Origin of the sequence: Thermomicrobium sp. CFH 73360, from assembly GCF_023806465.1 — a bacterium.
Taxonomy (GTDB): domain Bacteria; phylum Chloroflexota; class Chloroflexia; order Thermomicrobiales; family Thermomicrobiaceae; genus Thermomicrobium.
This window is the reverse complement of record NZ_JAMSLS010000001.1, coordinates 136708-160373: the sequence shown is the minus strand read 5'-3', so window position 1 is coordinate 160373 and position 23666 is coordinate 136708. Positions and strand designations below refer to the sequence as shown.

Genomic DNA, 23666 nt, shown 5'->3' with positions numbered 1-23666 from the left:
TGGAAAGGCGACGGATTCGTGGAGATCGAGCGAGGGACGGAGCAGGCAACCATGGCGGAATATCCAGTACTACCTTGCGAACAACGCGAGATCATGGGCAAGAAAGTCAAGCAACTTCGGCGTTCCGGCAAGACCCCTGGGGTCATCTCTGGACCAGTTGTGCCGACCCCGGTGCCGGTGAGCTTCAATGAGCGGGACTTCGAGCGTGTTTATCATTGGGCCGGTACAGCTCGACTCGTTGAATTGGTCGTAGATGGGAAGACCTATCCGGTGTTTATCCGTGAGGTCGCGGTCCATCCAGTGAGTCGGCAAATCCTGAACGTCGAGTTCTATGCTCCTGATCTGGCGCGACCGGTCGTCGTGACAGTTCCGGTCGTGGCTGTTGGGGAGGTCGCTCCCGATGTCGCAGGGGTCGTGACGATCCAAACGCCGGAACTGGAAATCCGCGCACTTCCGACTGCTGTACCGGAGCATATCGAGGTCGATCTCAGTGTGCTCTCGAGCGAGCGTACCGCAATCCATGCTGGAGAGATCCCACTCCCGCCGGGTGTCGAACTCGAGACCGATCCGGAGGTCGTCGTTGTCGTCCTCGAAGAAGCGGAGGAAGCCGAGATCGCCGAAGAGGCGGCACACGTGTTGGCTGAAGAGATTGGGGATCGCCCACGCTTGGCGGAACAGGGTGCGACACCTGTCCGAGAGCGCGAGCTACGGGAATCATGAGGGCGCGTGTTTGCGGTGTCACAATCTGCAAGATCCGTTAGCGGCGGATCGTCCGGCCAACGCGGGATACGGCCAGCGCGGCGCCCGCAAGAAGCGAGAGCAACATGACCCAACGCCCCGGATGCCACGAGCGCCGGGGCGTTTCAATTGTCACGTGCTCAAGTTGCCATTCACGAGTGCCATCCGCACGTTTCAGGAGCCGAAGAGACACTGACTCAACAAGGACGATCCCAGGTAGCGCAGGAGGCGCTTCCTCTCGTGGCGATGACAGACGCTGCCGGAGGAATTCCCCGACAACTGGCAGTGCCGTCTCAATTGAACGTGCGAGCAGCCAGCGGAGGGGTGTCGGTGTGCTTGCCGGGAGGGCGAGTTCTGGACGATCGGGCACTTCGGTGAGCGGGACAGGGAGTAGTCGCGTCATGGACTCCTCTCTTTCCGCTGTCGGGTCTCCCACTCCTCACGGGCGCGGCGGACAGCGTCTTCACCACCGAGAAATTTCTCGATGAGCTGATCGAGACCAAATACCACGTCAACCCTGATGTCGACGTCCTGGTATTTGAGTACGAGGTCCTCATAACGCGTCCAATACCAGTCTTCTCCACCACCAGCGTGATATTCCCACTCTGGTCGAACCTGCACGAGCAGTCGTTTGTCTGGATCGAAGTATTCGAAAATCGCATCGATTGGTCGCTGCTGCTTACACACTGGGCAGCGTGTCCAATGGATCGTCTTGAGCAGGATGCCAAGTCGTGCATCCGGGTGGGTACGGACATTAACTCGACGAGCGACAGGCGCTGACCAGACAGCGTTGCACGGTGGACAACGCATCTCAATCTCGGTGAATTCGGTCGGAAGATCAGGAGCTACACTTGCCTGCTCGGTAGTCTCCGCCATTGGTGCTGCCCTTCGTGTGATGGCGTCCTGTGGCTTCCCACTCCCGGATTGTACTGAAAGCCTTCGGAGGTGTGATGACGCACTTCCGATCGCGATCCGCCACGCTTTCTCGAGGGTGAGGTAAGCGCTTATGGCCACGAGGGGCACAAAGGGGATGAAGTCAGCAGGCCTGAGAGACAAATCAACAAGCCGGTGGGAACTCACCCAAGCCATCAAAACGTATACAAGCCTCGTTGTCGGATAGAGAGGGTAGGAAGGTGAAAGAGATAGACTTGCTGTAGCCACGGGGGTTGCGGTGTCCGACCAGGAAGCAGCCGTCGCAGAGCTCGAACGAGTAGGGTTCCGAGTCGTACGACGCACGAGTGCACTCGTGTTTCTTGTGCATCCAGACTATCCCGGCTTGCTGGTGCGAGTAGGAACCGTTTTTGTGGTTGCGGAACGCGACGGTATCGAGCAGGCGCGTCAGCGGCTCGAGACGCTCGACGTAGAGACGCTGCTTGGCCAAGCCGAGGAGTAGTGAACGGAGTCCAGGGAATGGAAAGGCGCAAACTCTTGGCGGCGTTCTGGACCGGAGCCACAATCGGTCTGATTTGGGGTGTCGTACAGCTTGTCCTGGAGGTCATTTTCGGTGTGGGGACGTTTCTGCATGGATTTTTGGAGCTGAGCACGCGCTTGATCCCGGTGGAAACATTTGGATGGATCCTCGGTGTTGCCGAGGCGAGTGCGAAACCGCTTGCTTTGCTTCTTATCCTCGTGGTCTTGGCTCTTACGACTGGTGGTTTCGCCGTTCTCCTTGTTCGCTGGCCGCGGTCGCGTCGCTGGTCTCTCAGTCTCCTCGCGGCGGGCACCGCTCTCGGTACCTTCATTGTGGCGCTTGGCAGGGGCGGTTCTCTTTTCGTGAGTGGGCTCGTTGCGGCAGGGCTCACTTTGGTCTTGGTCGGGGGATTAGCAGCGTTCACCGCTGATAATGACGCTCCGCTGTCGCTGCAGCGTCGGCAACTCCTTCGTGTTCTCGTCGCGGGTGGGCTTTTACTTTCGCTGGGAGCTGCTGGTCGACTGTTGAGTGCATTACAGGTGCGCTCTCGCCCACGGGGGACGGTCGATGCGCGTGGGCTGCCACCTGCTTTGACGCCGGTCGGTGATTTCTATGTTGTGTCGAAGAACCTATCCGATCCCATGGTCGATGGCGGGACGTGGCGTCTGCGCATCCACGGTCGGGTAACACGGGCGCTCGAACTCGATCTGGCGACGATCCGGACTCGACCGAGCACACGGATGATCTCAACGCTGGAGTGCATCAGCAACGACGTGTGGGGACCGTACATCAGTACCGGGGAATGGATCGGCGTGCCGCTCCGCGACCTGTTGCTCGAAGCCGAGCCGCAGCATCCGGTTGTTGAGGTGATCCTGCGGGCCGCTGATGGGTACAGCGACTCGATTCCGTTGTCGTTGGCGCTGCAGCCGTCGGTTCTCTTAGCGTACGGACTGAATGGCCAAACACTTCCTCCTGAGCACGGTTTCCCTCTCCGCTTGGTCGTGCCAGGAATCTATGGCATGAAGAACGTCAAATGGATTACAGAGATCGAGCTTTCCGATACTGACTACTTTGGGTTCTGGCAGCAACGCGGGTGGAGCGATACAGCTGTTGTGCAAATCCATTCACGGATCGACGTGCCACGTGGCGGAAGCGTCCTGCCCATTGGCCAGGATGTGTTCGTTGGAGGCATCGCTTTTGCGGGAGATCGGGGAATCGCCCGCGTCGAACTTTCCACGGACGGTGGGACGACGTGGCAGGACGTCGAGCGTGAGGCCCCACTTTCTCGCTTCAGCTGGGTGCGTTGGTGGACGATGTGGCGCCCGACCGTGCCAGGACGGTATCGGCTGGTGGTGCGCGCCTGGGACGGAACGGGAGCGCTACAAGAAGAGCAGGAGCGACCGCCTTTGCCCGAGGGGGCGACTGGATTCCACCGAATCACCGTCGAAGTCCGAGCAGCCGCATGAGGGAGAAACGGGGGCAGGCGAGGTGAGTCTCGAGACGTTTGAAGTGGTCCCTATCGGGGTCGTGCATTCTCCGGTGGCCGATCGCCGGTTGATGCCGCCCGGTGGGGTTCAAGCGGAGATCGAGGTGTATCCGGAATTTGCTGATGGTCTTTTGCGCATTGAGGAGAACAGCCATATCTGGGTTCTAGGCTGGTTCGTTGATGCTGATCGTGAGCGACTGCAACTGGTGCGCCCCGAGTACGAGCCGCCCCGCCGTCGCCGAGGTGTCTTTGGACTGCGTTCAGTCGCGCGCCCCAACCCGATTGCGCTGACAGCGACCCGCCTGCTGGCGGTTGAAGGGACCCGATTGCGTGTGGCTCCGCTTGACTTCATTGACGGTACGTTGGTTGTCGATCTGAAGCGCTACTCGCCAAGCTGGGACTGCATCTTTTCTGCACGGAGTTCACGCGATCGGTATTTGATTGACCTGGCGAGCGCCGAACGGCTCGCCGAATACGAGCTTGAGGCGATGAACTTTCACGGGGAGCTGTGCCCCTGGGTCGTGACGGGGGCACGTTTGATCCAGTATGTGAGTGTTTCCTGGCAGGTCCGGCCAAAGGACGCCGAACTCGCGGTGACGGTCAGCGTTCGTCCCGAACTCTGCCATCTGGCGGACGTGCTGCAGGCGCTCACCGGAGCGACCTTCGCCAGTGGCCGGTTGCTGGTGAGTGGCGAAGAGGCCATCGCGTTCCATTGGCGAGAACGAACACTGGTCGTGGTTCCCCGCGCCTTACCGAGTACCGAGTTCACAAAACTTCGGACGTTGCCATTGGAGGATCTTTTTGAACTGCTGCAATGATGCTTACTCCCACCGGAATGTTCGCCGGGCCAGGGCGAGAATGAGAAGCGTCCACAGGAGGAGTGCTCCAAGTTGTGCGACCGGCCATCCGGGCGAGGGAGCGAGCGTCTGGCGGAGCGCGCTGGCCAATGCGTTGGACGGAAGCGCGAGGCCAATGATTGCGAGAGGGCCGGGCAACCGTTCTACAGGCCAGGCGATGCCGCCAAGGAGAATGAGGAGGAGATAGAGGCCGTTCGCCAGCGCAAGCGTCGTCTCCGCGCGAAAGGTGCCAGCGATGAAGAGACCGAGACTGGCGAAGGTCGCTGTGCCCATCAGCATGGTGAGAAAGGCGAGGACGATGGATCCGCTTGGTCGCCAGCCGAAGCTCACGCCAACAAGTACGAGAATGAGTGCTTGCACCACTTCGATAGTGAGAACGGCGAGAATCTTGGCCCCGAGCAGGCGACCGCGTCCAAGCGGTGTCGCTCCAAGGCGCTTGAGGACACCGTAGTGCCGTTCGTAGGCCGTACGGATTCCCAGACTGACGAGGCCAATTGACATGACAGCAAGTGCAAGCATACTCGGCAAAAGGAAGTCAATCGGGCGGTCGTAACCGGACGGTGCGATCCTCAGCGCGGCGAAGAATACGAGCAGCGCTGGTGGAATGACCAGTGTGACCAGTAGCCCTTCTCCGCTGCGCAATGTGAGACGCAGTTCCATGCCGGTTTGTGCGATCAATGCACGCATTGGGAGTTACTCCCTGATCTCGTTTCCGGTGAGCCGCAGGAAGACCTCTTCAAGCGACTGGTAGCCAACGCGGAGTTCGGTGAGAAGAATGCCGTGCTCATACGCCCACCGCGTCAGTTCGACCAGGAGTTCCATTGGCCGTCCCGTTTCGAGAGCATAGCGACCCTCACCGAGTGATCGCACGGCCTGGACGCTCGGGAGACGGGTAAGCGCCGTCACGTCGAGATCGCGGATTGCGGTCACTGTCACGTGCTCAGCTTCGTACTGCATGAGTTCTCGCGGAGTCGCAAGGGCGATGAGATGGCCGTGATCGATAATCGCGACACGGTCGGCAAGGCGCTCTGCTTCCTCGAGGAAATGCGTGGTCAACAAGATAGTAATACCGCGCCGTTTGAAGTCCTCGATCAGCGACCAAGTGAGTCGTCGAGCCTGCGGATCCATACCGGTGGTCGGTTCGTCGAGGAAAAGGAGCTCTGGCTTGCCCACGAGCGCGAGCGCGAGTGCGAGACGCCGTTGCTGACCGCCAGAAAGGTACCGGTATCGAATGTGACTTACCTCCTCAAGGCCGACGAGGTGGAGAAGTTCTTGTGGATCCTGCGGATCGGGATAGAAGCTGGCGAAGAGTTGGAGCATTTCGTGCGGGGTTGCTGCTGGATAGATACCGCCGCTTTGCAGCATAACCCCGATCCGTGGCTTCAAGGCATCACTGTTGTGCCAGGGGTCAAGCCCAAGCACGCGGACAGTACCGCTATCCGGCCTCCGATAACCTTCCAGGATTTCAATCGTTGTGGTTTTGCCTGCCCCATTGGGTCCCAGGAGTGCAAAGAGTTCTCCGCGGCGAATGGTGAAGCTCAGTCCGTCGACCACCGGCCGGCCACTGTATCGTTTGACAAGATTCTCGACAACGATCGCATGGTCGACAGGCTCAGGCGCAAGAGCTGTGGGAACGGTGTTCGGGACAGTCACGCTCGTCCCTCCGACGCTAGACCGAGAAGACGTGGAACGTCGATATTCCAAGAAGCAGTCGACACGTCGGTCCCAAGGCCCCAAAGTGGAACAATGGCTTCGTGCCGGCTGCCATGGCTCCGGAGGTCGATTTCAGTCGCGATGGTCGGTAATGTTCCTGAGGGAGCAAAGACAGTGTGCTCGTCGCCGAGCACAAAGAGGTCACCAATATCGCTGATCGGCAGGTGGAACAAGTCAGCAGCCTGTCCAGAGTCGTAAACAGCCTCAATGCCGGGCAGTCCGGCGAGAATGTCGCGTGCTTGTTCAACGGAGCCGCGATGGACGAACACGTACCCCGCACCGCCCATGTTCTGATGATGGACGACATAGCGGTCGCGGATCGGGGGTACAAATGTCGCCTCGATTCCATAGTGCGCCAACGCTGCTGCGAGGTCGATTGCACGCCGTTTGGCACGCATGCCATGATCCGCAGTCACGACAATACGGTGGTCGGGAACACGCTGGAGGAGTTCGCCGATCCTTCGGTCGATCTGGGTCAGGTAATGCCGGGCTTCTGGAGTTCCGGGTGGCCAGCGATGTAGGGCGTAATCGGTTGTGGTGCAGTAAACCAGGTCCGGATGGAAGTGCTCCACGATGTACAGCAGTGCCTGTAATGTCCAATCGTCAACGGTCTCTGAGTAAATCTGTGGTGGAGTTCCAAGTGCCGCTACGAGGTCATCCGGCGGTTGCTCGGCGGTGACTGCCGTGTGCACGCCGCGTCCCAAGAAGTGGAGAAGTTTTCGTTTCGAGGTGATGAGTACAGTCCTTCCGCCAGCCTGGGCTACGCGTTCCAGGATCGTCGGCGCAGCGAGGAACTCCGCTGTCTCGATGAAGGTACCCTGACGGGTTTTGGGATCGAAACGAAAATTGCTGACAATCCTCGTTCGTTCCGGGAAAGAGCCGGTGATGATCGCGGCGTGGTTCACGTTCGTCACAGTGGGAATGACAGCTTGGACCAAGCGGAAGGAGCCGTAGGTGGCGAGCGCCTCCAGGTTCGGCGTCTCCGTGCTCTCGAGGTACATCGGGTCAAGGCCATCCAAAACGATGACGATAGTTGGGCGGAAGGTCATCGTCATAGTCCGTAGAGCATGACGTAGATAATCCAGCCGGTCACAACGACGTAAAACCACACGGGAAGCGTAATCCGGGCAATGGCGCGGTGACGTCGAAACTCCCGGCGAAGCGCTCGCGACAGCGTAATCAGGACGAGTGGTCCAAGCGCAATGGCCAGGATCGTGTGAGAGATAAGCACCGTGAAGTACACGATGCGCACCCAGCCTTCACCTGTATAGAGTTTGGTTCCAAGGAGGAAATACCGAAGGACGTAGACCACGAGGAAGAGCGCGGCGAAGACAGCTGCCGTCAGCATCGCATTGTGATGAAGAGAAATACGCTGCGAACGAACAGCGATGAAACCGATCAGGGCGCTAAGTCCACTCACAGCGATCAACGCGGTATTGACAAAAGGCAGCCATGTTTCCACTGACGAGTTCCCTTCAGTCGAACGCGCCCACTTCTTATACTGCTGGAATGATACCGGCGTGGCTGCTGCTGGTAGGTCGGGAAATCTCTGTTTGGAAACGAACTTGGGGGATATATGGCGGGGCAACGTCGATTCACCCGGCGATCGTGGTTGCGGACGATTCTGGGAACGCCGCTGGTGAGCTCTCTCCTGGCCTGTTCGCGGGCAGGGCAGGAGACAACACCAGGAACCACGGCAACGACGACGTCAGCGAAGCCGGTTGAGACACCAACCGTTGTTTCCAGTGCGCGTCTTCAGTTGCCCGACTATGTCGATCGATCTTCACTGGGGAAAGAACTCTTCGTCTTCAACTGGGGTGACTATATCGACCCCGAAGTGGTTGCAGACTTCGAACGGTTAACTGGTGTTCAGGTCACGATTGACACCTATGAGACAAACGAGCAGGCCATTGCGAAGCTCCAGCAGGGCGGTATGTCGTACGATGTGGTGGTTCCAACCGACTACGCAGTCCAAATCCTGATTGGTCTTGGCCTCCTCGAGCCACTTGACCGATCAGTTGTCCGTGCTCTCGAGCACCTTGATCCGAATAACCTGAATGGGCCATATGATCCTGGTAACCAGTACAGTGTTCCCTATTTTTGGGGTACTTCCGGATACGCATATGATACTGCGGTTCTTGGTGAAGGGCTTGAGAGCTGGGGATCGCTCTTCAATCCACCAGAGGCTGCACGGGGGAAAGTTGTTATGCACGGGTACTATCGCGAGACAATTGCAGCCGCCCTGCTGTGGCTCGGCTACCCGCTGAATGAGACGAGTGATGCAGCGCTGGCTCGTGCGCTTGAGGTCCTGAAAGCCCAAAAACCGTATGTTTTGACCTATACGAGCGAAAACAATGCGCAGCTGCTTGTGGCAGGTGAAGCAGTCATTGCTCACTGTTGGACGGGACAGGCGATCCTGGCCAAACGTGAACGCCCAACAATCCGGTATGTCATTCCTAAAGAAGGGTGTGCCGTTTGGCAGGACAATCTCTGTGTGGTGAAAAATGCACCGAACCGGTATACAGCGATGGTCTTTATCGATTTCCTATGCTGGCCGGAAATTGCTGCACGCAACGCAGCCTATGTGGGCTATGCGAGCCCGAATCGCTCGGCGCGTGAACGTGGTCTCTTGGATCCCGATGTAGTCAACGATCCGTCCATATACCTGGATGGAGAGACCTGGAAGCGACTGCAGTGGTTGCGAGACCTTGGACCAGACTATGTCAAGTATGACCGTCTTTGGACAGAGCTGCGAGCAGGCTAGGACGTCTCTGTCTTACTGGCGCTTTGGGCACGGCCCTGGTTCGACGTGAAGCTGGCTCGCAGCTGCTTGATCGAGAATCCAGGTAACTTCCCCAGGCACCGTCGCCAGGAGGTGTGCGGGGATGTCCACAGGGGCGAGCCGCTCCTCGAGAGCGCGCCGGACCGCTTGGGCCTTCTCCGATCCGGTCACAAGAACCAGCACTGCACGAGCAGCCTGCAGCACCACCGGTGTGATCGTAATGCGCGTCGAGGAGAGTGCCGGCACCGGATTTGCGACAACAAGGCGCCTTGTTTCCTCTAAGGCGGGCGTATGGGGAAAGAGCGAGGCAATATGGCCGTCTTGACCCATACCAAGAAGAATGAGGTCGAAGCGGGGCACCTCATCCTCTGACACGCCAAAGGCGGCGCGCATGGTTGCTTCATAGGCCAACGCAGCCTGTTCTGGTCCCAGTTCTGTTGGAACACGATGAATGCGGTCTGCCGGAATTGCGAGAACTGTGAGGAGAATCTCAGCTGCCATTCGGTAGTTGCTCTCGTCATGGTCGGGGGGAACCATTCGTTCGTCGCCCCAGAACCACTCGATCTGCTCCCAGGCTACTGCGTCGCGAAAGGGAGGTTGTGCCAGGAGTTCGTAGAGCAGTCGGGGGGTACGACCACCAGCGAGCGCGATACTTGCCCACCCTCGCTTTTGGATTGCTGCCGCTAAGGTCTCGGTGAGGATGTGGGCAGCGCGTCCCGCGGCCAGCCGTTCATCGCGGAGAACTTCGAGACGGCAGCTCATATCGTTAGTGCTCCTTCTGCCGTTCCAGCTTGCGATACTCGACTGCGATTGCCGTCGCCTCGTCGAGGGCATGCTCGTACAACCAGTCGGGAGTAACCTCTTGCAGTTCGTTGATGAGGAGACGCTGGAGGTCGAGGAGATGGTGGTGGAAGGCATGTTCCAAGACACAGTGATTCGGGTCGTGAACGCGTAGGCGCAAAGTGGCGCGATCGTGTCCGCTCAGGTCGATGGAGAAGGAGGCAGTCTCGTGGTTATGCTCAGCGACGAAGCTGACATGTACCAGTTGTCCATGAAAGAGTTCCTCGCCTGGCTGGGCTGCGATCGTCCAGCTGAGGCGCCGGTTTCCAGGGGCGGTGAGATCCAGGTGCCAACTGTTGCCATCCACCTCGAAAGACGCAAGACGCCAACCGAGACGGTTCGCCATCCAGCCGAGGTAGAGAAGCGCTTGTGTAGGGTTGGGTGTTAATCGCTGGCGGGCATATCCGTAGCGGAGGTCCACACGCGTGATAGCCTCAAGGGCCCAGCGGCAGTGCGGAATCTCGAACATCCGTGCCGTCGTCTCCTGCCACGGGCCGAGGCGTCCCCAGTTGAGGTCAGAGACCGCCGTGCTGCGTGCCACCTGCTGGACAAGACGCCGCGTTGCGATGACATCAGCGATCGGATGAGAGCTTTCGAGCGAGTCGAAGATGAGGCGATCGACGGCACGTGCGACAGCGACGAAGCGCCGATCATGGCATGGCAAGGGCCCCAACCACCAGAGGAAAGCCGGAAGATCGGGAAGCGCAAGAGGGATCAGGAGACTTGGAAGGAGCTCCATCCCATCACTCGGGAGAGTTATCGTGATCTGCTCGTAACAGGGGGCATACCGCTCAGCGATTCCGAGATTACATTGGATACTAATTTGTGGCTCTTCCAGTGGCTCCTGCCCACTTGCGACAAGAAGCACCACACGGGAAGGATGATGCATGGAGAGCCGACTAATCAGGTCACGGGCGGTGTCAGCCCGAGAAGTGTCCGGCGCATAGACGAACAGCGTGAGCACACTCGTCCGGCTGAGGGCCAGTTCGTTGCGGCGATCGGCCATCGGGGCGGACTGCCAAAGACGCGCGAGCTCGCGTTCGATTGCCTCGATGTCAAAAGGGAGCGCTGGTGGCGTGGAGCGCATGGGATGCCTCCCGTCCGAATCGGGTTCAGGGGCGGCGCCATCGTCGTCCGTCGCGTGCGATGAACTGCTCTGCCTCTGGTGGTCCCCATGTTCCGGCGTCATAGTTCGGAAACTCCGGCGGTGGTGATTCGGCCCAGCCGCGGAGGATCTGGGTTATTGGAACCCACGCCGCTTCCGTTTCATCGCGGCGGGTAAAGAGTGTTGAATCACCAAGCATGCAATCGAGCAGGAGGCGCTCGTAGGCGTCGGGAGACTGTACCAGGAACGAGGTTCCATACAGGAAACCCATTGTCACAGTGCGTAGGCGAATGCGCGGCCCTGGCACCTTTGCAGCGATATTGAGCGAAATGCCTTCATCTGGCTGAATCCGGATGACGAGCCAGTTGGGCTCGACGCCGGCTGTGGCCATCCCCTTGAAGAGTGGGTGCGGGACCCGCTTGAACTGGATGGCGATCTCGGTAACGCGCCGCGGAAGACGCTTACCGGTCCGCAGGTAGAAGGGCACATCAGCCCAACGCCAGTTGTCGATGAAGAGTTTCAATGCGACATACGTCTCGGTAAGGGAGTTCGGAGCGACGCGTGGTTCCTCGCGGTACCCGGGAACTGGTCGGCCGCCGATAAAGCCTGGGCCGTACTGCCCGCGAACGGTGAGCTCGTTGACATCCTCGGGACGGAGCGGTCGGAGAGCGCGTAGTGCCTTCACTTTCTCGTCACGCACAGGATCGGCCTCAAAGGCAATTGGGGGTTCCATCGCGATCACACTCAGAAGTTGGAGCATATGGTTCTGGACCATGTCGCGCAGCGCCCCGGCGCGGTCGTAGTAGCCGCCGCGTCCTTCGATGCCGATCGTCTCTGCAACCGTGATCTGGACATGGTCAATGTAATTGCGATTCCAGATCGGCTCAAAGATGCCGTTGGCGAAGCGGAGTGCGAGGATATTTTGGACGGTTTCCTTGCCCAAATAATGGTCAATCCGGTAAATCTGCTCCTCGCGGAAGTACCGGAGAAGATGGTTATTGAGCGTGATAGCGCTCTCGAGGTCATGTCCGAAGGGCTTTTCGACGATCAACCGAACCCAGCTCCCTGGCTGGGTTGGTTGAGCCAACCCGCTTTCCCCAAGAAATTGGGTGATTGTCTCATAGGCATCGGGTGGTGTTGCCAGATAGAAAATGCGGTTCCCGGCAGTCGCACGCTCCCGATCGATCCGCTCGAGCACCTCTCCCAATTTCGGGTAGACCGAGGCGTCAGTGAAATCGGCCGCGAAATAGAACAGGCCTTGGGCAAACGTCTCCCAAACATCCGGATCAATCGGTTGTCGACGAGAGAACCGCTCAACCGCCGCGCGCATTTCCTGTCGAAACTCGTCGTCGGTGAGCGGTCGACGGGCATAACCGACAATGCTGAACCCCGGAGGGAGGAGGCCATCATAAGCCAGATTGTAGAGTGCCGGGATCAATTTCCGACGAGTAAGGTCACCTGAGGCACCGAAGATGACCATGACGCACGGGTCGGGCAGTCGTTCGAAACGAAGTCCCTCACGGAGCGGATTTTGCAGCGTCGTCACAGTCATGGGCTCGCTCCAGTCGTTTCTTGCTCAGCGGTCTTGACAGCGTGCCCTCCGAATTCGCGGCGGAGTGCCGCGACGACTTTGGCAGCGAACGAATCTTCTTGGCGTGATCGGAAGCGCATCTGTAGTGAGAGAGTGATCACTGGTGCCGGTACGTCTTCCTCAATGGCAGTCAAAACCGTCCAGCGACCCTCGCCGGAATCTTCGACGTACCCGCGGATTGCGGAGAGCCGCGGGTCATTCCGGAACGCGCGCTCGGCCAACTCCAGGAGCCAAGAGCGAATGACGCTTCCCCGATTCCAGAGGGCAGCGAGGTCGGCCAAGTCATAGCGGTACGGCGAACGCTCGAGAATCTCAAATCCCTCGGCATAGGCTTGCATGAGTCCGTACTCGATACCATTATGGACCATCTTGGCGAAGTGCCCGGCGCCAGCGGGCCCCAGGTACCGGTAACCGTTCTCCGGAGCGAGCGTCGCCAGCGCCGGCTCAAGGTGGCGAAAGGCTGACTCGTCTCCGCCAACCATCAGGCAATAGCCGTACTCCAGGCCCCAAATGCCTCCACTCGTTCCCACGTCAAGGAAGCGGATACCACGATCTTGGAGAAACTGCGCTCGCCGGACAGAGTCTTTCCAATACGCATTTCCACCGTCGACAAGAATGTCGCTCGGTTCCAAGAGTTCGGCGAAATGCTGGAGCATCCGCTCCGTTACCTCTCCGGCGGGAAGCATGAGCCAGATAACACGCGGGGGAGTGAGGGTCCGAAGCGTGTCCTCCGGCGAGTAGGCGCCAACAGCTCCTTCACGCTCGAGTATCTGGATCGGTTCCGGGCTGCGGTTGTGGACGACGACACGATGGCCCCCACGCAGCAAGCGTCGGGCCATGTTGCTGCCCATTCGACCCAGGCCAACAATTGCGAGTTCCATCGTGCGCTCCTCCGTTTTCACTAGTGCGGAGCAGTGACGACAAGTTCCTGTTCGAGTCGCTCCAGGGCTGCCACGGTCTCTCCGCGCAGCGTGATCTGGAGCACGGGACGCCGACGCGCCAGCAATGCCTCGAAGTCGCCGTCGGCTTGCGCCAAGAAGAGCGTGCGGAAACTGTACGGCTGGCCCGGAATCGGCACGTCAGTGGCTGGTTCCGCAACCAGCTGCAAGAAGATGCCTGTCTCCGGTCCGCCCTTGTACAGTTGGCCGATCGAATGCAAGTAGCGTGGGCCAATACCAAGCGTCGTGGCGACCCGGAATCGTTCGGCCAAAAGCTGCCGAATGGCGTGCAAGCGCTCGAGAACGTCCGGTGTCGGGTCGACGAAGGCAAGCACTGCGAGATAGCTCGAGCTCGTGATGTGGGTGCAAAGCCCGACGAGTGCGGCGCGGAGATCGGAGGCACTGGTGCCAGCGACAGCAAGAGGCCCATCGACAAGCGAAACCGGTGGCCGAACGAGCTCACCTGTGCGGCGATATCCGTCTAGGAGCGCGGCCGTGCGGTCCTTACTGGCGCGAACATCTGGTTCGTCGAAGGGGTCGATCCCGAGTGCTCGACCCGCGATTGCCGTCGCGAATTCCCAGCGCAGCATTTCTGCGCCGAGTTCCCAGAGGTTCCAGAGTTGTGTTCGCAAGACGGGATGGCCAAGGGTTTCAGTAGCCTTGAGCAGCGCCTCAATCGGCTGGTATGGCTGAAGAGCAAGATCGATCCCGATGAATACACGATCAGTGCCATAGTGTTCGGGAGCCAGGTGCGGCTCATGCACGATCGGGACAAGTCCGGTTCCCTGCTTGCCAGTGCTCTCGGCCAGAAGCTGTTCGAGCCAGTCGCCGAAAGGCGCGACGGCGGGCTCAAGCAGGAACGTCACCTTGTCCCGCCCGAGCTGGGCCAGCGTCGCAAGTGCGGCGCCGAGCCACAAGCCGGGATTCTCGACGTTTGAGCGTTTCAGGCGCTCGGCCATCGGTGGCAGACGGTCCAACAGTGCCTCGATGGGAAGGCCGATGACCGCTGCGGGAACGAGCCCGAAGAAGGACAGTGCGCTATAACGGCCACCAATGTTTGGAGGGTTCAAGAAGATCCGACAGACATTGTGGCTACGCCCCCAGGCCTCGAGCGGCGTGCCAGGGTCGGTGATGACGATGACATGTTGCCCAGCGCGGTCACCGAGTTCCTGTTCGAGTTCACTGAACCAGTACGCTGCCAAACTACTTGTCTCGATCGTGGTGCCGGACTTCGAACTCACGATGATAAGAGTGCGAGCCAGATCGAGCTGGGTACGATAACGCTTGATCGTGTCCGGATTGGTTGTGTCGAAAACAAGCAGTTCGGGATGCTCCATGTCGTTGCCGAGCACCCGTTGGAAGACCTCTGGCGCAAGACTGCTCCCACCCATGCCGAGTAGGAGTGCGTGCGAGAACTTGCGCGCACGCACTTCTTCGCGCAGGGCAATGAGGTCTGGAAGATGTTCACGCATTTGTTCGTGGACTGTCAGCCAGCCGAGTCGCTGCTCGATCGCCCGTTGTCGATCAGGATCGTCAGTCCACAGTCGCGCGTCGCGTCGCCAGACGCGCTCGACCGCGTCAGCGGCGAGGAGTTGGGCGATGGTCCGGTCGATATCTGGGGCGTAGACGCCGACCGAACTTCCGCGGCGCTCGCTCAACGCAATCAGACTGCGTCGCCGATCAGCGATGCGGCGTAGCACGCTGTCGTAGGATTCTTGGAAGAGGCGCACCCCTTCGCGCTGGAGTTGGGTTGTCACTTCTTCATAGGAAATACCGAGTTCGGCAAGTTGCTGCAAGACGCGTTCGGCCTCGTGGATGCCTTCTTCCACTGTGTTCGGGCGAGGCTGGCCATGGTCGCGATAGGCCTCCACCGTGACTGGAGCCATTGTCTGCACGGTATAGGGGCCGATGAGGTGTTCAACGTACATGACGTCGCTATAGGCAGGGTTCTTCGTGCTTGTGCTTGCCCAGAGCGGACGCTGAATTCGCGCACCCTGGTGGCGTAGTTGAGCGAACCGTTCGCCCTCGAGAAAGATTCGCTTGAAGCGCTGGTAGGCAAGCTTGGCGTTGGCAATGGCGGCCTTCCCTTTGAGGGACTCAATAAGGGCGCGCTGCGCTGCGTCCTCCGTGCGAGCAAGAAGCGCGTCGAGACGCCGGTCGATCTCAGTGTCGACACGGGAGACGAAGAAACTCGCCACAGAAGCGATACGGTTAACGGTGAGACCTGCGGCGATCCGGCGCTCGATACCGCGGAGATATGCTTCCATCACCTGCTCATAGTTCTGTAGTGAGAAGAGGAGGGTGACGTTCACGTTAACGCCGTCAGCGATCAGTTGCTCGATCGCCGGGATTCCAGCCGGTGTACCCGGCACCTTGATCATAGCGTTGGGACGATCAATCTTCGCGAAGAGTCGCCGTGCTTCAGCAATCGTGCGTTCGGTATCGTCAGCGAGTGCAGGGGAAAGTTCGAGCGAGACGAAGCCGTCTTGTCCCTCGGATGCCTCGTAGATGAGGAAGAGCAGATCACAGGCCTTCTGGACATCGTGGACGGCGAGTTCCTCGAAGATCGTTTCGTCGGAGAGCCCGCGCGCAGCCAGCTCCGCAATCTCCTCATCGTATTCATCGGTGCTGCTGATCCCCTTGTCGAAGATAGTAGGGTTTGAGGTCACGCCGCGAAGACCATCATCTTCAATGAGACGTGCGAGTTCCCCTGAGGTGATCAAAGGACGGCTCAGAAAGTCGAGCCAGAAGCTCTGTCCATATGCTGCGAGTTGGCGGAGCGGATTGGTCATCTCGATACCCTCCGGAAGCGGGTCATCCCGAACGGATGAGCCGGTCGGCCAAGACGGAACCGGCTCTCAATCTTATCGCACCGGGCTCGGTGACCTCCGTCGGCATCAACAGCGAGGAAGAGCGGTGTGCGGGACAATCTCAATGACAGGGAGTTCTTCGGCATGCGCGAGCGCGAAGGCGATCTCAGCGTCATAGTCAAAGATCCGAAGAAGCCGTAGAAGCGGTCGGGTGGGGCGGGGTGGGCCGCAGCGGCGAGAGTAGGTCGCCATCCGCTCCATAAGAGCGCGGCGTTGCGCTGGATCTAGGACGACTTGGGCTCGTGCGCGCCAGCAGCGGTGCCCATGGCGCACGATGACCTCCGGGTTCGCAAGGATGTTGCGATACCAGTCTGCGCGAATGCCCGCGAGGCCCGCGAAGACGACGAACCGGTCATCCACTCTCATGGCGCTCAGTGCAGTACGCCGAGGGAGATTTGTCTTCCGGCCAATCGTTGTGAGCAGGACAACGCAGCGCCAGGCAAGGAGAGAGGCAAGCGGGCCTCGGTAGAGGTACACAGGGAGCTTGAGAAGCAGCCGTTGGAATCCTTTCGGACGAATGCGCACGAGCGTTGGAGGGTGCTCAGTCGTCATTGAGTACTCCTTTCGTTACTCTCAGAAGTCTTCGTCTGGGCACGCACGGCTGATCCAAGTGCAAGCAGCTCTTCTACTGCGGCAGGATTCTCAAGAGCCGAAAGGTCGCCAGGATCCAGGCCAAGGTAAGCCGCGCGGACAACGCGGCGCATGATCTTGGCGTTTCGGGTGCGAGGGAGATCGCTCACAAAATGGACGCGCTGCGGTCGCAGCGGCTTCCCAAGTTCGCGCGCGATGAGGTCCTGTATTTCCTGAGCCAGCTGTTCGCTCGGCTCGGAGCCACGCCGGAGAATACAGAAGACGACGAGCGTCTCACCCTTGACAGGGTCCGGGATGCCGATTACAGCGGCCTCTTGGACGGCCGGATGTGCGACCGCTACGGATTCCACCTCGGCTGGGCCCATTCGTTTGCCTGCGATCTTGAGTGTGTCGTCGGATCGGCCGAGGATATACCAGAAGCCGCTATCGTCAACGAGGGCCCAATCGCCGTGCACCCAAAGGTGCGGCCAGCGCGACCAGTAGGTGGCTAAATACCGGTCTGGATCACGCCAGAAACCCGCGGTCATGCCGACCCAGGGTTGACGAACAACAAGTTCACCTACTCGACCGCGGACTGATCGACCGGTCTCATCGACCACGTCGGCAGCCATACCAGGCACTGGACCAGTGAACGCACAGGGAGCCTGCGGCTCGATCGTTGTACAACCGACGATTCCACCTCCGATCTCGGTGCCGCCGGAGTAGTTGATGATGGGGCGCAGTCGGGCACCAACGGCTTCGAACAGCCACCACCACGGGGTTGGGTTCCACGGCTCGCCGGTCGAGCCGAAGGCGCGGAGGCTGCTCAGGTCGTGCCGCTCCTGGGGTGCTGCATTGCGGGCCATGAGCGCGCGCACGACCGTCGGCGTGAGGCCGAGCACGGTGATCCGGTGCCGCGCCACCAGTTGCCAGAGGCGGTCCGCTGTTGGCCAGTCGGGGGTTCCCTCGTAGAGCACAGCAGTTGCCCCAAGGAGCAGCGTGCCTTGGATGAGCCAAGGACCCATCATCCAGCCGAGATCGGTGAGCCAAAGAACCCGATCGTCGGTCTGAACGTCAAAGCAATACGCGAGGTCATGTGCCGCCTTGATTGGGAAGCCGGCTTGAACATGGACGGTTCCCTTCGGACGGCCGGTCGTTCCTGAGGTGTAGATGAGCATGTACGGACTTGTCGCATCGGTCAGTGTTGCCGATGGCGGAGCGCTCACCGCGGCGAGCCGTTCGTGCCACCAGTGATCACGGTTGGACGTCCAGGGGATGTCGGTGCCACTGCGCCGTACCACCAGGACGCGACGCACGGTAGGACAGTGGGCCAGAGCGCGGTCAGCAATCTCCTTGAGTCGAACGAGTTGCCCCCGGCGTGAGAATGCGTCCGCGGTGACCAAGAGCGTGGCCTCAGCGTCTTGCAGGCGAGCAGCGACAGCCTCTGGACCGAAGCCGGAGAAGATGGGGACAGCGATCGCGCCAAGCCAGCCGAGTGCGAGCGTCACCAGGGCTGTCTCTGGGAGCATCGGCAGAAAGATGCCGACCCGGTCACCGGCTGTGACGCCGAGTTCGGCCAAGGCTCCTGCGACGCGCGGGACGAGAGATGAGAGATCGCGATAGGTGAGGACAGCTGTTGCACCATCGTCTCCCTCCCAAAGGAGGGCGGGGCGATCGGATGTGCCCCAACGGGCGAGCAGATCGGCGACGTGGTTGTACTGTGCGTCTGGGAAAAAGGACGCCCAGGGCAAACCACGCGAGAGCTCGAGCACTGTGCTCGGCGGCCGCTGCCAGGCGATACCGAGATCGCTCACCGCGGCCTTCCAATACCATGCTGGGTCTTGGGCTGCACGTGCGCGGAGCTCGGCAAGAGTTTGACAACTAGTGCGCTCCAGGAAGCGGCGAAGACGGCTTCGCTCGAACGCCGAGGTGCTCGGTGACCATACAGGCTGTGTCATCGATCATCCTCCGATCGGATCGATTAGGCATTGTCATAGTAGGATCTCCTACCCAATGTGACTAGTCTTCTGATCGTCGGGTGCCCTCTTGACAGACGGGACGGCGATACCGTAGCCTGACGGCAGAGTCGCTTCTGGTGAGATGGGTGTACACGTTATTCCGAAGATTGTCCGGTATTTCGGGCGCGGAGGGATACGAGGGCATCCGTCACCAGGACTCGAGGCCAGATGGACGTGGTACGAGGAGGAGGTCGGAACAATGACCAACAGTGCAGAGGGTCGGTGGCTGGGTGGAAAACTCTCGCGACGGGCGCTTGTGCGAGGGATCGCGCTCGGCATGGCGACACCGATCGTCGGTGGGCTCCTTGCAGCCTGCGGCCAGCAAGCGACGCCGACACCGGCACCGCAGCCGACGCCGACTGCTGCTCCGGCGCAGCAGCCAACACCGACAGCGGCAGCAGCGGCGACACCGGCACCGGCAGCCACGCCGACGGCGACGCCGGTGGTGCTCAAGGGGACCAAGCTCAATATCCTCTTTGGGACGTTCTTCGTACCCGAGACACAGGATCTGATGAAGCAGCAGCTCCAGGAGTTCGGCAAGGAGACCGGGGTCGAGGCGACGATCGACTTCATTAACTGGCCGGACTTGCAGCCAAAGATTAGCGCAGCAGTGCAGGCCGGGGCTGGGCCGGACATCGTCGGCATGTGGGATACCTGGCCCTCCTTGTACAAGGAAGCGCTGGTCGACGTGCAGGATATCGTTGAGCAGCGGATGAAGGGAGAGGGAGACTACTTCGACTGGGTAAAGAAGACGGTTCTCGTGGGTGACCAGTGGCTGAGCATTCCCATTGGTGCGCCGACCAGTGCACAGGTCTTCCGGAAGAGTGCGCTGCAGCAGGCTGGGTGGCCGGATCCGAATAATCCCCCGGATACATGGGAAGATCTTTTCAAGATTGGCGTGGAGATGAAGAAGAACGGAATGCCACTCGGCCAGGCATTCGGGCACTCGACCGGTGACCCGCCATCGTTCTGCTATGCCTTCATGTGGGCGCACGGGGCGATGGAAGTCGAGGCCGATGGCAAGACCGTCGCCTTCAATAAGCCGCAGTTCGTGGAAGGGATGAAGCTCTTCCTGAGTTACTGGAAGCAGGCGTTCGACGAGACTGGACTGTCTTGGGACGATGCGACGAACAATCGTGCGTTCCTAGCCGGACAGATTGGGTGGACCTTTAACGGGAGCAGCATTTACATCGCGGCAAAGAAGCAGGCTCCGGACATCGCCGAAGATATCGTCCACCACATCTATCCAAAGGGGCCAGCTGGACGCTTCAACAACCTGGGAAGCTGGTCGGTGGGTATCCTGAAGTATTCAAAGAATATTGCCGGTGCGAAGGCGTTCCTTGAATGGTGGACGGCCCCAGAACAGTTTCGGAAGTGGTTGGAGATTCAGCAGGGATATCAGGTGGCGCCAACGGCATACTATTTGAATGACCCGTATTACAAGTCGGATCCGAAGCTCGTGCCGTACGTCGAGGCAGCCAAGTACGGGCGCAACAAGGGGTACGCCGGACTCGGGAACGAGAAGGCGGCTGAGGCGTTCGCCCGCTACATTGTGGTCGACACCTTCGCGCGTGCCATTCAGTCAGGGAACGCTGAAGAGGCGATTCAGTGGGGTGCCAGCGAGCTCCAAAAGATCTACGGGGCGTGAGCGCGAGGCGGGAGGAGTGGCACAGGACCACTCCTCCCGCCTTCTGGGCTTAACAGCCGTGTAAGTGTCGAGGTGCCACGATGACGACTGCTCCGGCCGGTACGGTCACCCAGGCAGTGCCGCTTCGCCTACGCGAGCGAGTGCGGCATTGGCTCGACAGCGAGCCGGTCCTCGCCTACCTTTTCATGTCACCCGGTTGGTTGATTCTTTTGTTGTTCATGAGTTATCCGTTTTTCTTGGGTATTTGGATTTCCCTCACCGACCGGACGGTTGGGCTCCCAAGCGGCGAGTTTGTTGGCTTTCGGAATTATGCGGAACTGCTGCGAGATCGGACTTTCCACCTGACGGTCATGAACACCTTTATCTATGGATTTGTGACGGTGCCGTTTAAGCTCGTGCTGGGCTTGCTCCTTGCGCTTTTACTCAATCAAGCTTTCCCAATGAGGAACGTCTTGCGGGCGGCATTGTTGCTTCCCTGGATCGTACCGACGGCACTTTCGAGTCTGGCGTGGCTCATGCTCTACGATGCGGTCCTGAGCCCGTTCTCCTGGTTGTTGAAAAACTGGGGGCTCATTGAGTCGAACATCGCCTTCCTTGGCACGCGCACGAATGCCATCATTTCGCTCTGTATCGCCAATATCTGGCGAGGAACCCCGTTCTTCGCAGTCGCGATCTTGGCAGGCTTGCAAGCGGTCCCACAGGAACTCCACGAGGCTGCGGCAATTGAGGGTGCCAACCGCGTGCAGCGGTTCCTTGCGGTGACGCTGCCAGTGATTAAGGGAATTCTCGTCATCACCACGCTCTTCTCAATCATTTGGACCTTCGCGGACTTCCAGCTGGTCTACGTGTTGACGAAGGGTGGACCGGCAAACTCCACGCACATCTTCGGTACCTATGCTTGGCAGATCGGGATTGGCGGAGCTGGAAAGCTCGGGATCGGTGCGGCGATCTCTCTGTACATGTTCCCCGTCCTAGCGGTTCTCTCGGCAATCTTGTTGCGCTACGTGCGTTCCCAGGAGGCATGAGGTGGTCGGCAGCAATCGGTTGAGCAGTCGGCTCTTCCTCCTTTACCTGCCATTAGCATTCTTTACTGTATTTCTGCTGTTTCCGTTCTATTGGATGCTTATCATCTCGCTGAAGCCGAATAGTCTGCTCCTTAACATGAAAATCAATCCATTATATCTCACTCAGTTTACGTTGGAGCATTACCGATATCTGCTGACCAACACCGATTTTCCGCGCTGGGCACTCAATACGGCGGTGGTCACTTTTGGGGCCACGTTTCTGTCATTGACGAGCAGTATCCTAATGGGATACGCGTTAGGACGATTTCGTTTCCGGGGCGGGAACTTGGCGGGTACGGCAATCTTCCTGGCGTATCTCATTCCGCCGACCCTGCTGTTCATTCCGCTCAGCCAGGTAGTCGCTCGCTTTGGGCTCTATAACTCCTATTGGGCGCTGATCTTAACGTATCCGACGTTCTTGATCCCGTTCGCGTCCTGGCTCCTGATGGGCTACTTTCGGACTATTCCGCGCGAGCTGGAAGAATGCGCGATGATCGACGGAGCGAGCCGGTTCCAAGCCATGTGGCGGATCATCTTGCCCCTGGCCCTCCCCGGCGTGCTTTCGGCCGGAATCTTCTCCTTCACGCTTTCGTGGAACGAGTTCCTGTATGCGCTCGTCTTCATGGGTTCCGGTGAAATGAAGACGATCCCCGTTGGGACAGTGAGCGATCTGATCCGAGCCGACGTCTTCCAGTGGGGGCCGCTCATGGCAGCGGCGATGCTTGGTTCAGTGCCTGTGGCGATCGCGTACATGTTCTTTGTTGATCAATATGTCTCCGGCCTCACTGCGGGAGCCGTCAAAGGCTAGGCTGGTCACTACCCAGGAAGCGGAACTTCCGTATACTAGTGCCGGGGCGATCTTCAGTGACGGAAACGCGAGATGTGCACGACGGAGGGTGCGCATGGCCCAGGTGATCTACGATCATGTGACCAAGCGATTCGATGGTGTGATCGCGGTCAATGATCTGACCCTCGAAGTCAAGGACGGTGAGTTCCTTGTTCTCGTCGGTCCATCCGGTTGTGGGAAGACCACTGCGTTGCGCTGTCTGGCGGGTCTCGAGGAAGTCACCAGTGGCGACATTATCATCGGTGACCGCGTGGTGACACACATCCCGCCGAAAGATCGCGACATCGCGATGGTGTTCCAGAATTACGCGCTGTATCCCCATATGACTGTTTATGAGAATATGGCATTCGGTTTGAAGCTCCGAAAGATGCCCAAGCAGGAGATTGATCGGCGCGTCAAAGAGGTCGCCGAGATGCTGGGCATCCAGGATCTCCTGAATCGGAAGCCACGCCAGCTCTCCGGTGGTCAACGGCAACGTGTTGCGCTTGGTCGTGCGATTGTGCGAGAGCCGCAAGTCTTCCTTATGGACGAGCCGTTGTCGAACCTCGACGCCAAGCTCCGCGTGCAGACCCGCGGTGAGCTGATTAAGCTGCAGCGTCGCCTGGGCGTGACGACGATCTACGTCACGCACGACCAGGTCGAGGCGATGACGATGGGGCATCGGATTGCTGTTATGAATCAGGGAGTGCTCCAGCAGCTCGATACCCCAGAGAATCTGTATGACCATCCAGCGAATCTCTTCGTCGCGACCTTTATTGGTAGCCCAGCCATGAATATCTTCCCCGCCCGTGTGGTCGCTGGAGATGGGACAGTACGGCTGGTCGCTGGTGACGTCACGCTCGAAGCGCCGGCGGAGCAGCGTGGTCGACTGGCTGAATATGCGAACCGCGAGGTGCTCGTAGGGATCCGACCAGAGGACTTGATCGTCCAGCCAGGTCAAGTCAGTGAAGACCGGCAATTGCGTTTGCCGGTGGAAATCGTTGAGCCGCTTGGTTCAGAGACCTTGGTTCACCTGCGTGGCCCTGCAGGTGCCCTGATCGCGAAGGCCGATCCACACCTGCACTTCTCTCCAGGGGAACTCGCCTCCGTCCGTGTCAAGATTGAGCACATGCATGCATTCGATCCACAGACAGAGCTCGCGCTCTTCTGATCTTGTGCCGCTCGCTCACGGTGGGGACCGCTCGGGCG

The 23666-nt window shown here is 59.5% G+C and carries 22 protein-coding genes; 9 read left to right on the top strand and 13 right to left on the bottom strand.

Annotation, left to right across the window (positions count from 1 at the left end):
• Positions 1-18 precede the first annotated feature (18 nt).
• Positions 19-720 (top strand): 50S ribosomal protein L25, encoded by a 702-nt coding sequence (locus NET03_RS00650; RefSeq protein WP_252126958.1) that lies wholly within the window; start codon positions 19-21, stop codon positions 718-720.
• A 37-nt stretch (positions 721-757) separates the two neighbouring features.
• On the opposite strand, the gene NET03_RS00645 is transcribed toward NET03_RS00650, so the two are convergent.
• Together NET03_RS00645 and NET03_RS00640 are read right to left on the bottom strand one after the other, a co-directional pair.
• A complete protein-coding gene (locus NET03_RS00645) occupies positions 758-1141 on the bottom strand; it encodes a hypothetical protein (RefSeq protein WP_252126957.1) in 384 nt (127 codons plus the stop codon).
• Positions 1138-1614, bottom strand: coding sequence for a CpXC domain-containing protein (locus NET03_RS00640; RefSeq protein WP_252126956.1), 477 nt, complete (start codon positions 1612-1614; stop codon positions 1138-1140). Before NET03_RS00640 ends, NET03_RS00645 begins: the two co-directional genes overlap by 4 nt.
• 295 nt (positions 1615-1909) lie before the next feature.
• Between NET03_RS00640 and NET03_RS00635 the strand changes: the two genes are divergently transcribed.
• The 3 genes from NET03_RS00635 to tsaA are packed head-to-tail and all read left to right on the top strand — an operon-like array spanning position 1910 to position 4453.
• Positions 1910-2131 carry a hypothetical protein gene (locus tag NET03_RS00635; protein WP_252126955.1) on the top strand — a complete coding sequence of 74 codons (222 nt, stop codon included), beginning with the start codon at positions 1910-1912 and terminating at the stop codon, positions 2129-2131.
• 17 nt (positions 2132-2148) lie between these two features.
• A complete protein-coding gene (locus NET03_RS00630) occupies positions 2149-3615 on the top strand; it encodes a molybdopterin-dependent oxidoreductase (protein WP_252126954.1) in 1467 nt (488 codons plus the stop codon).
• Between the two features lie 22 nt (positions 3616-3637).
• A complete protein-coding gene (tsaA, locus tag NET03_RS00625; protein ID WP_252126953.1) occupies positions 3638-4453 on the top strand; it encodes a tRNA (N6-threonylcarbamoyladenosine(37)-N6)-methyltransferase TrmO in 816 nt (271 codons plus the stop codon).
• Positions 4454-4456: 3 nt separating this feature from the next.
• On the opposite strand, the gene NET03_RS00620 is transcribed toward tsaA, so the two are convergent.
• The 4 genes from NET03_RS00620 to NET03_RS00605 are packed head-to-tail and all read right to left on the bottom strand — an operon-like array spanning position 4457 to position 7667.
• On the bottom strand, positions 4457-5179 hold the full coding sequence (locus NET03_RS00620; RefSeq protein ID WP_252126952.1) for an ABC transporter permease: 723 nt from the start codon (positions 5177-5179) through the stop codon (positions 4457-4459).
• Between the two features lie 6 nt (positions 5180-5185).
• The gene (locus NET03_RS00615) at positions 5186-6145 is read right to left on the bottom strand and encodes an ABC transporter ATP-binding protein (protein WP_252126951.1); all 960 of its coding nucleotides are present in this window, start codon (positions 6143-6145) and stop codon (positions 5186-5188) included.
• Positions 6142-7254, bottom strand: a complete 1113-nt coding sequence (locus tag NET03_RS00610) for an alkaline phosphatase family protein (RefSeq protein WP_252126950.1) — start codon at positions 7252-7254, stop codon at positions 6142-6144. The genes NET03_RS00615 and NET03_RS00610 overlap by 4 nt, the downstream gene beginning before the upstream one ends.
• A 2-nt stretch (positions 7255-7256) precedes the next feature.
• Entirely contained in the window at positions 7257-7667 is a 411-nt protein-coding gene (locus tag NET03_RS00605) for a DUF420 domain-containing protein (RefSeq protein ID WP_252126949.1), read from the bottom strand.
• A gap of 114 nt (positions 7668-7781) precedes the next feature.
• On the opposite strand from NET03_RS00605, the gene NET03_RS00600 reads away from it, so the two are divergent.
• Entirely contained in the window at positions 7782-8969 is a 1188-nt protein-coding gene (locus tag NET03_RS00600) for a polyamine ABC transporter substrate-binding protein (protein ID WP_252126948.1), read from the top strand.
• Positions 8970-8981: 12 nt separating this feature from the next.
• Here the strand turns inward: NET03_RS00600 and pgl are convergent, their stop codons facing one another.
• From pgl to NET03_RS00565, 7 genes are all read right to left on the bottom strand, one after another.
• Entirely contained in the window at positions 8982-9749 is a 768-nt protein-coding gene (pgl, locus tag NET03_RS00595) for a 6-phosphogluconolactonase (protein WP_252126947.1), read from the bottom strand.
• 4 nt (positions 9750-9753) lie between these two features.
• On the bottom strand, positions 9754-10914 hold the full coding sequence (locus NET03_RS00590) for a glucose-6-phosphate dehydrogenase assembly protein OpcA (RefSeq protein WP_252126946.1): 1161 nt from the start codon (positions 10912-10914) through the stop codon (positions 9754-9756).
• A 25-nt stretch (positions 10915-10939) separates the two neighbouring features.
• Positions 10940-12484 carry a glucose-6-phosphate dehydrogenase gene (gene zwf, locus NET03_RS00585; protein ID WP_252126945.1) on the bottom strand — a complete coding sequence of 515 codons (1545 nt, stop codon included), beginning with the start codon at positions 12482-12484 and terminating at the stop codon, positions 10940-10942.
• Complete coding sequence (gnd, locus tag NET03_RS00580; RefSeq protein ID WP_252126944.1) at positions 12481-13404, bottom strand: phosphogluconate dehydrogenase (NAD(+)-dependent, decarboxylating); 924 nt, start codon at positions 13402-13404, stop codon at positions 12481-12483. The genes zwf and gnd overlap by 4 nt, the downstream gene beginning before the upstream one ends.
• Before the next feature lie 20 nt (positions 13405-13424).
• Positions 13425-16253 carry a bifunctional transaldolase/phosoglucose isomerase gene (locus NET03_RS00575; RefSeq protein WP_252126943.1) on the bottom strand — a complete coding sequence of 943 codons (2829 nt, stop codon included), beginning with the start codon at positions 16251-16253 and terminating at the stop codon, positions 13425-13427.
• Between the two features lie 105 nt (positions 16254-16358).
• Positions 16359-16883 carry a nitroreductase family deazaflavin-dependent oxidoreductase gene (locus tag NET03_RS00570; RefSeq protein ID WP_252126942.1) on the bottom strand — a complete coding sequence of 175 codons (525 nt, stop codon included), beginning with the start codon at positions 16881-16883 and terminating at the stop codon, positions 16359-16361.
• Complete coding sequence (locus NET03_RS00565; RefSeq protein WP_252126941.1) at positions 16880-18859, bottom strand: AMP-binding protein; 1980 nt, start codon at positions 18857-18859, stop codon at positions 16880-16882. The genes NET03_RS00570 and NET03_RS00565 overlap by 4 nt, the downstream gene beginning before the upstream one ends.
• Before the next feature lie 259 nt (positions 18860-19118).
• On the opposite strand from NET03_RS00565, the gene NET03_RS00560 reads away from it, so the two are divergent.
• The 4 genes from NET03_RS00560 (at position 19119) to NET03_RS00545 (ending at position 23628) form a co-directional block, all read left to right on the top strand.
• Positions 19119-20567 carry an ABC transporter substrate-binding protein gene (locus NET03_RS00560; RefSeq protein ID WP_252126940.1) on the top strand — a complete coding sequence of 483 codons (1449 nt, stop codon included), beginning with the start codon at positions 19119-19121 and terminating at the stop codon, positions 20565-20567.
• A gap of 80 nt (positions 20568-20647) precedes the next feature.
• Entirely contained in the window at positions 20648-21592 is a 945-nt protein-coding gene (locus NET03_RS00555; RefSeq protein WP_252126939.1) for a carbohydrate ABC transporter permease, read from the top strand.
• A 1-nt stretch (position 21593) separates the two neighbouring features.
• Positions 21594-22439: a carbohydrate ABC transporter permease gene (locus NET03_RS00550; protein WP_252126938.1), complete on the top strand. Its 846-nt coding sequence runs from the start codon at positions 21594-21596 to the stop codon at positions 22437-22439.
• A 94-nt stretch (positions 22440-22533) separates the two neighbouring features.
• Positions 22534-23628, top strand: coding sequence for an ABC transporter ATP-binding protein (locus tag NET03_RS00545; RefSeq protein WP_252126937.1), 1095 nt, complete (start codon positions 22534-22536; stop codon positions 23626-23628).
• The last annotated feature ends 38 nt before the right edge of the window (positions 23629-23666 follow it).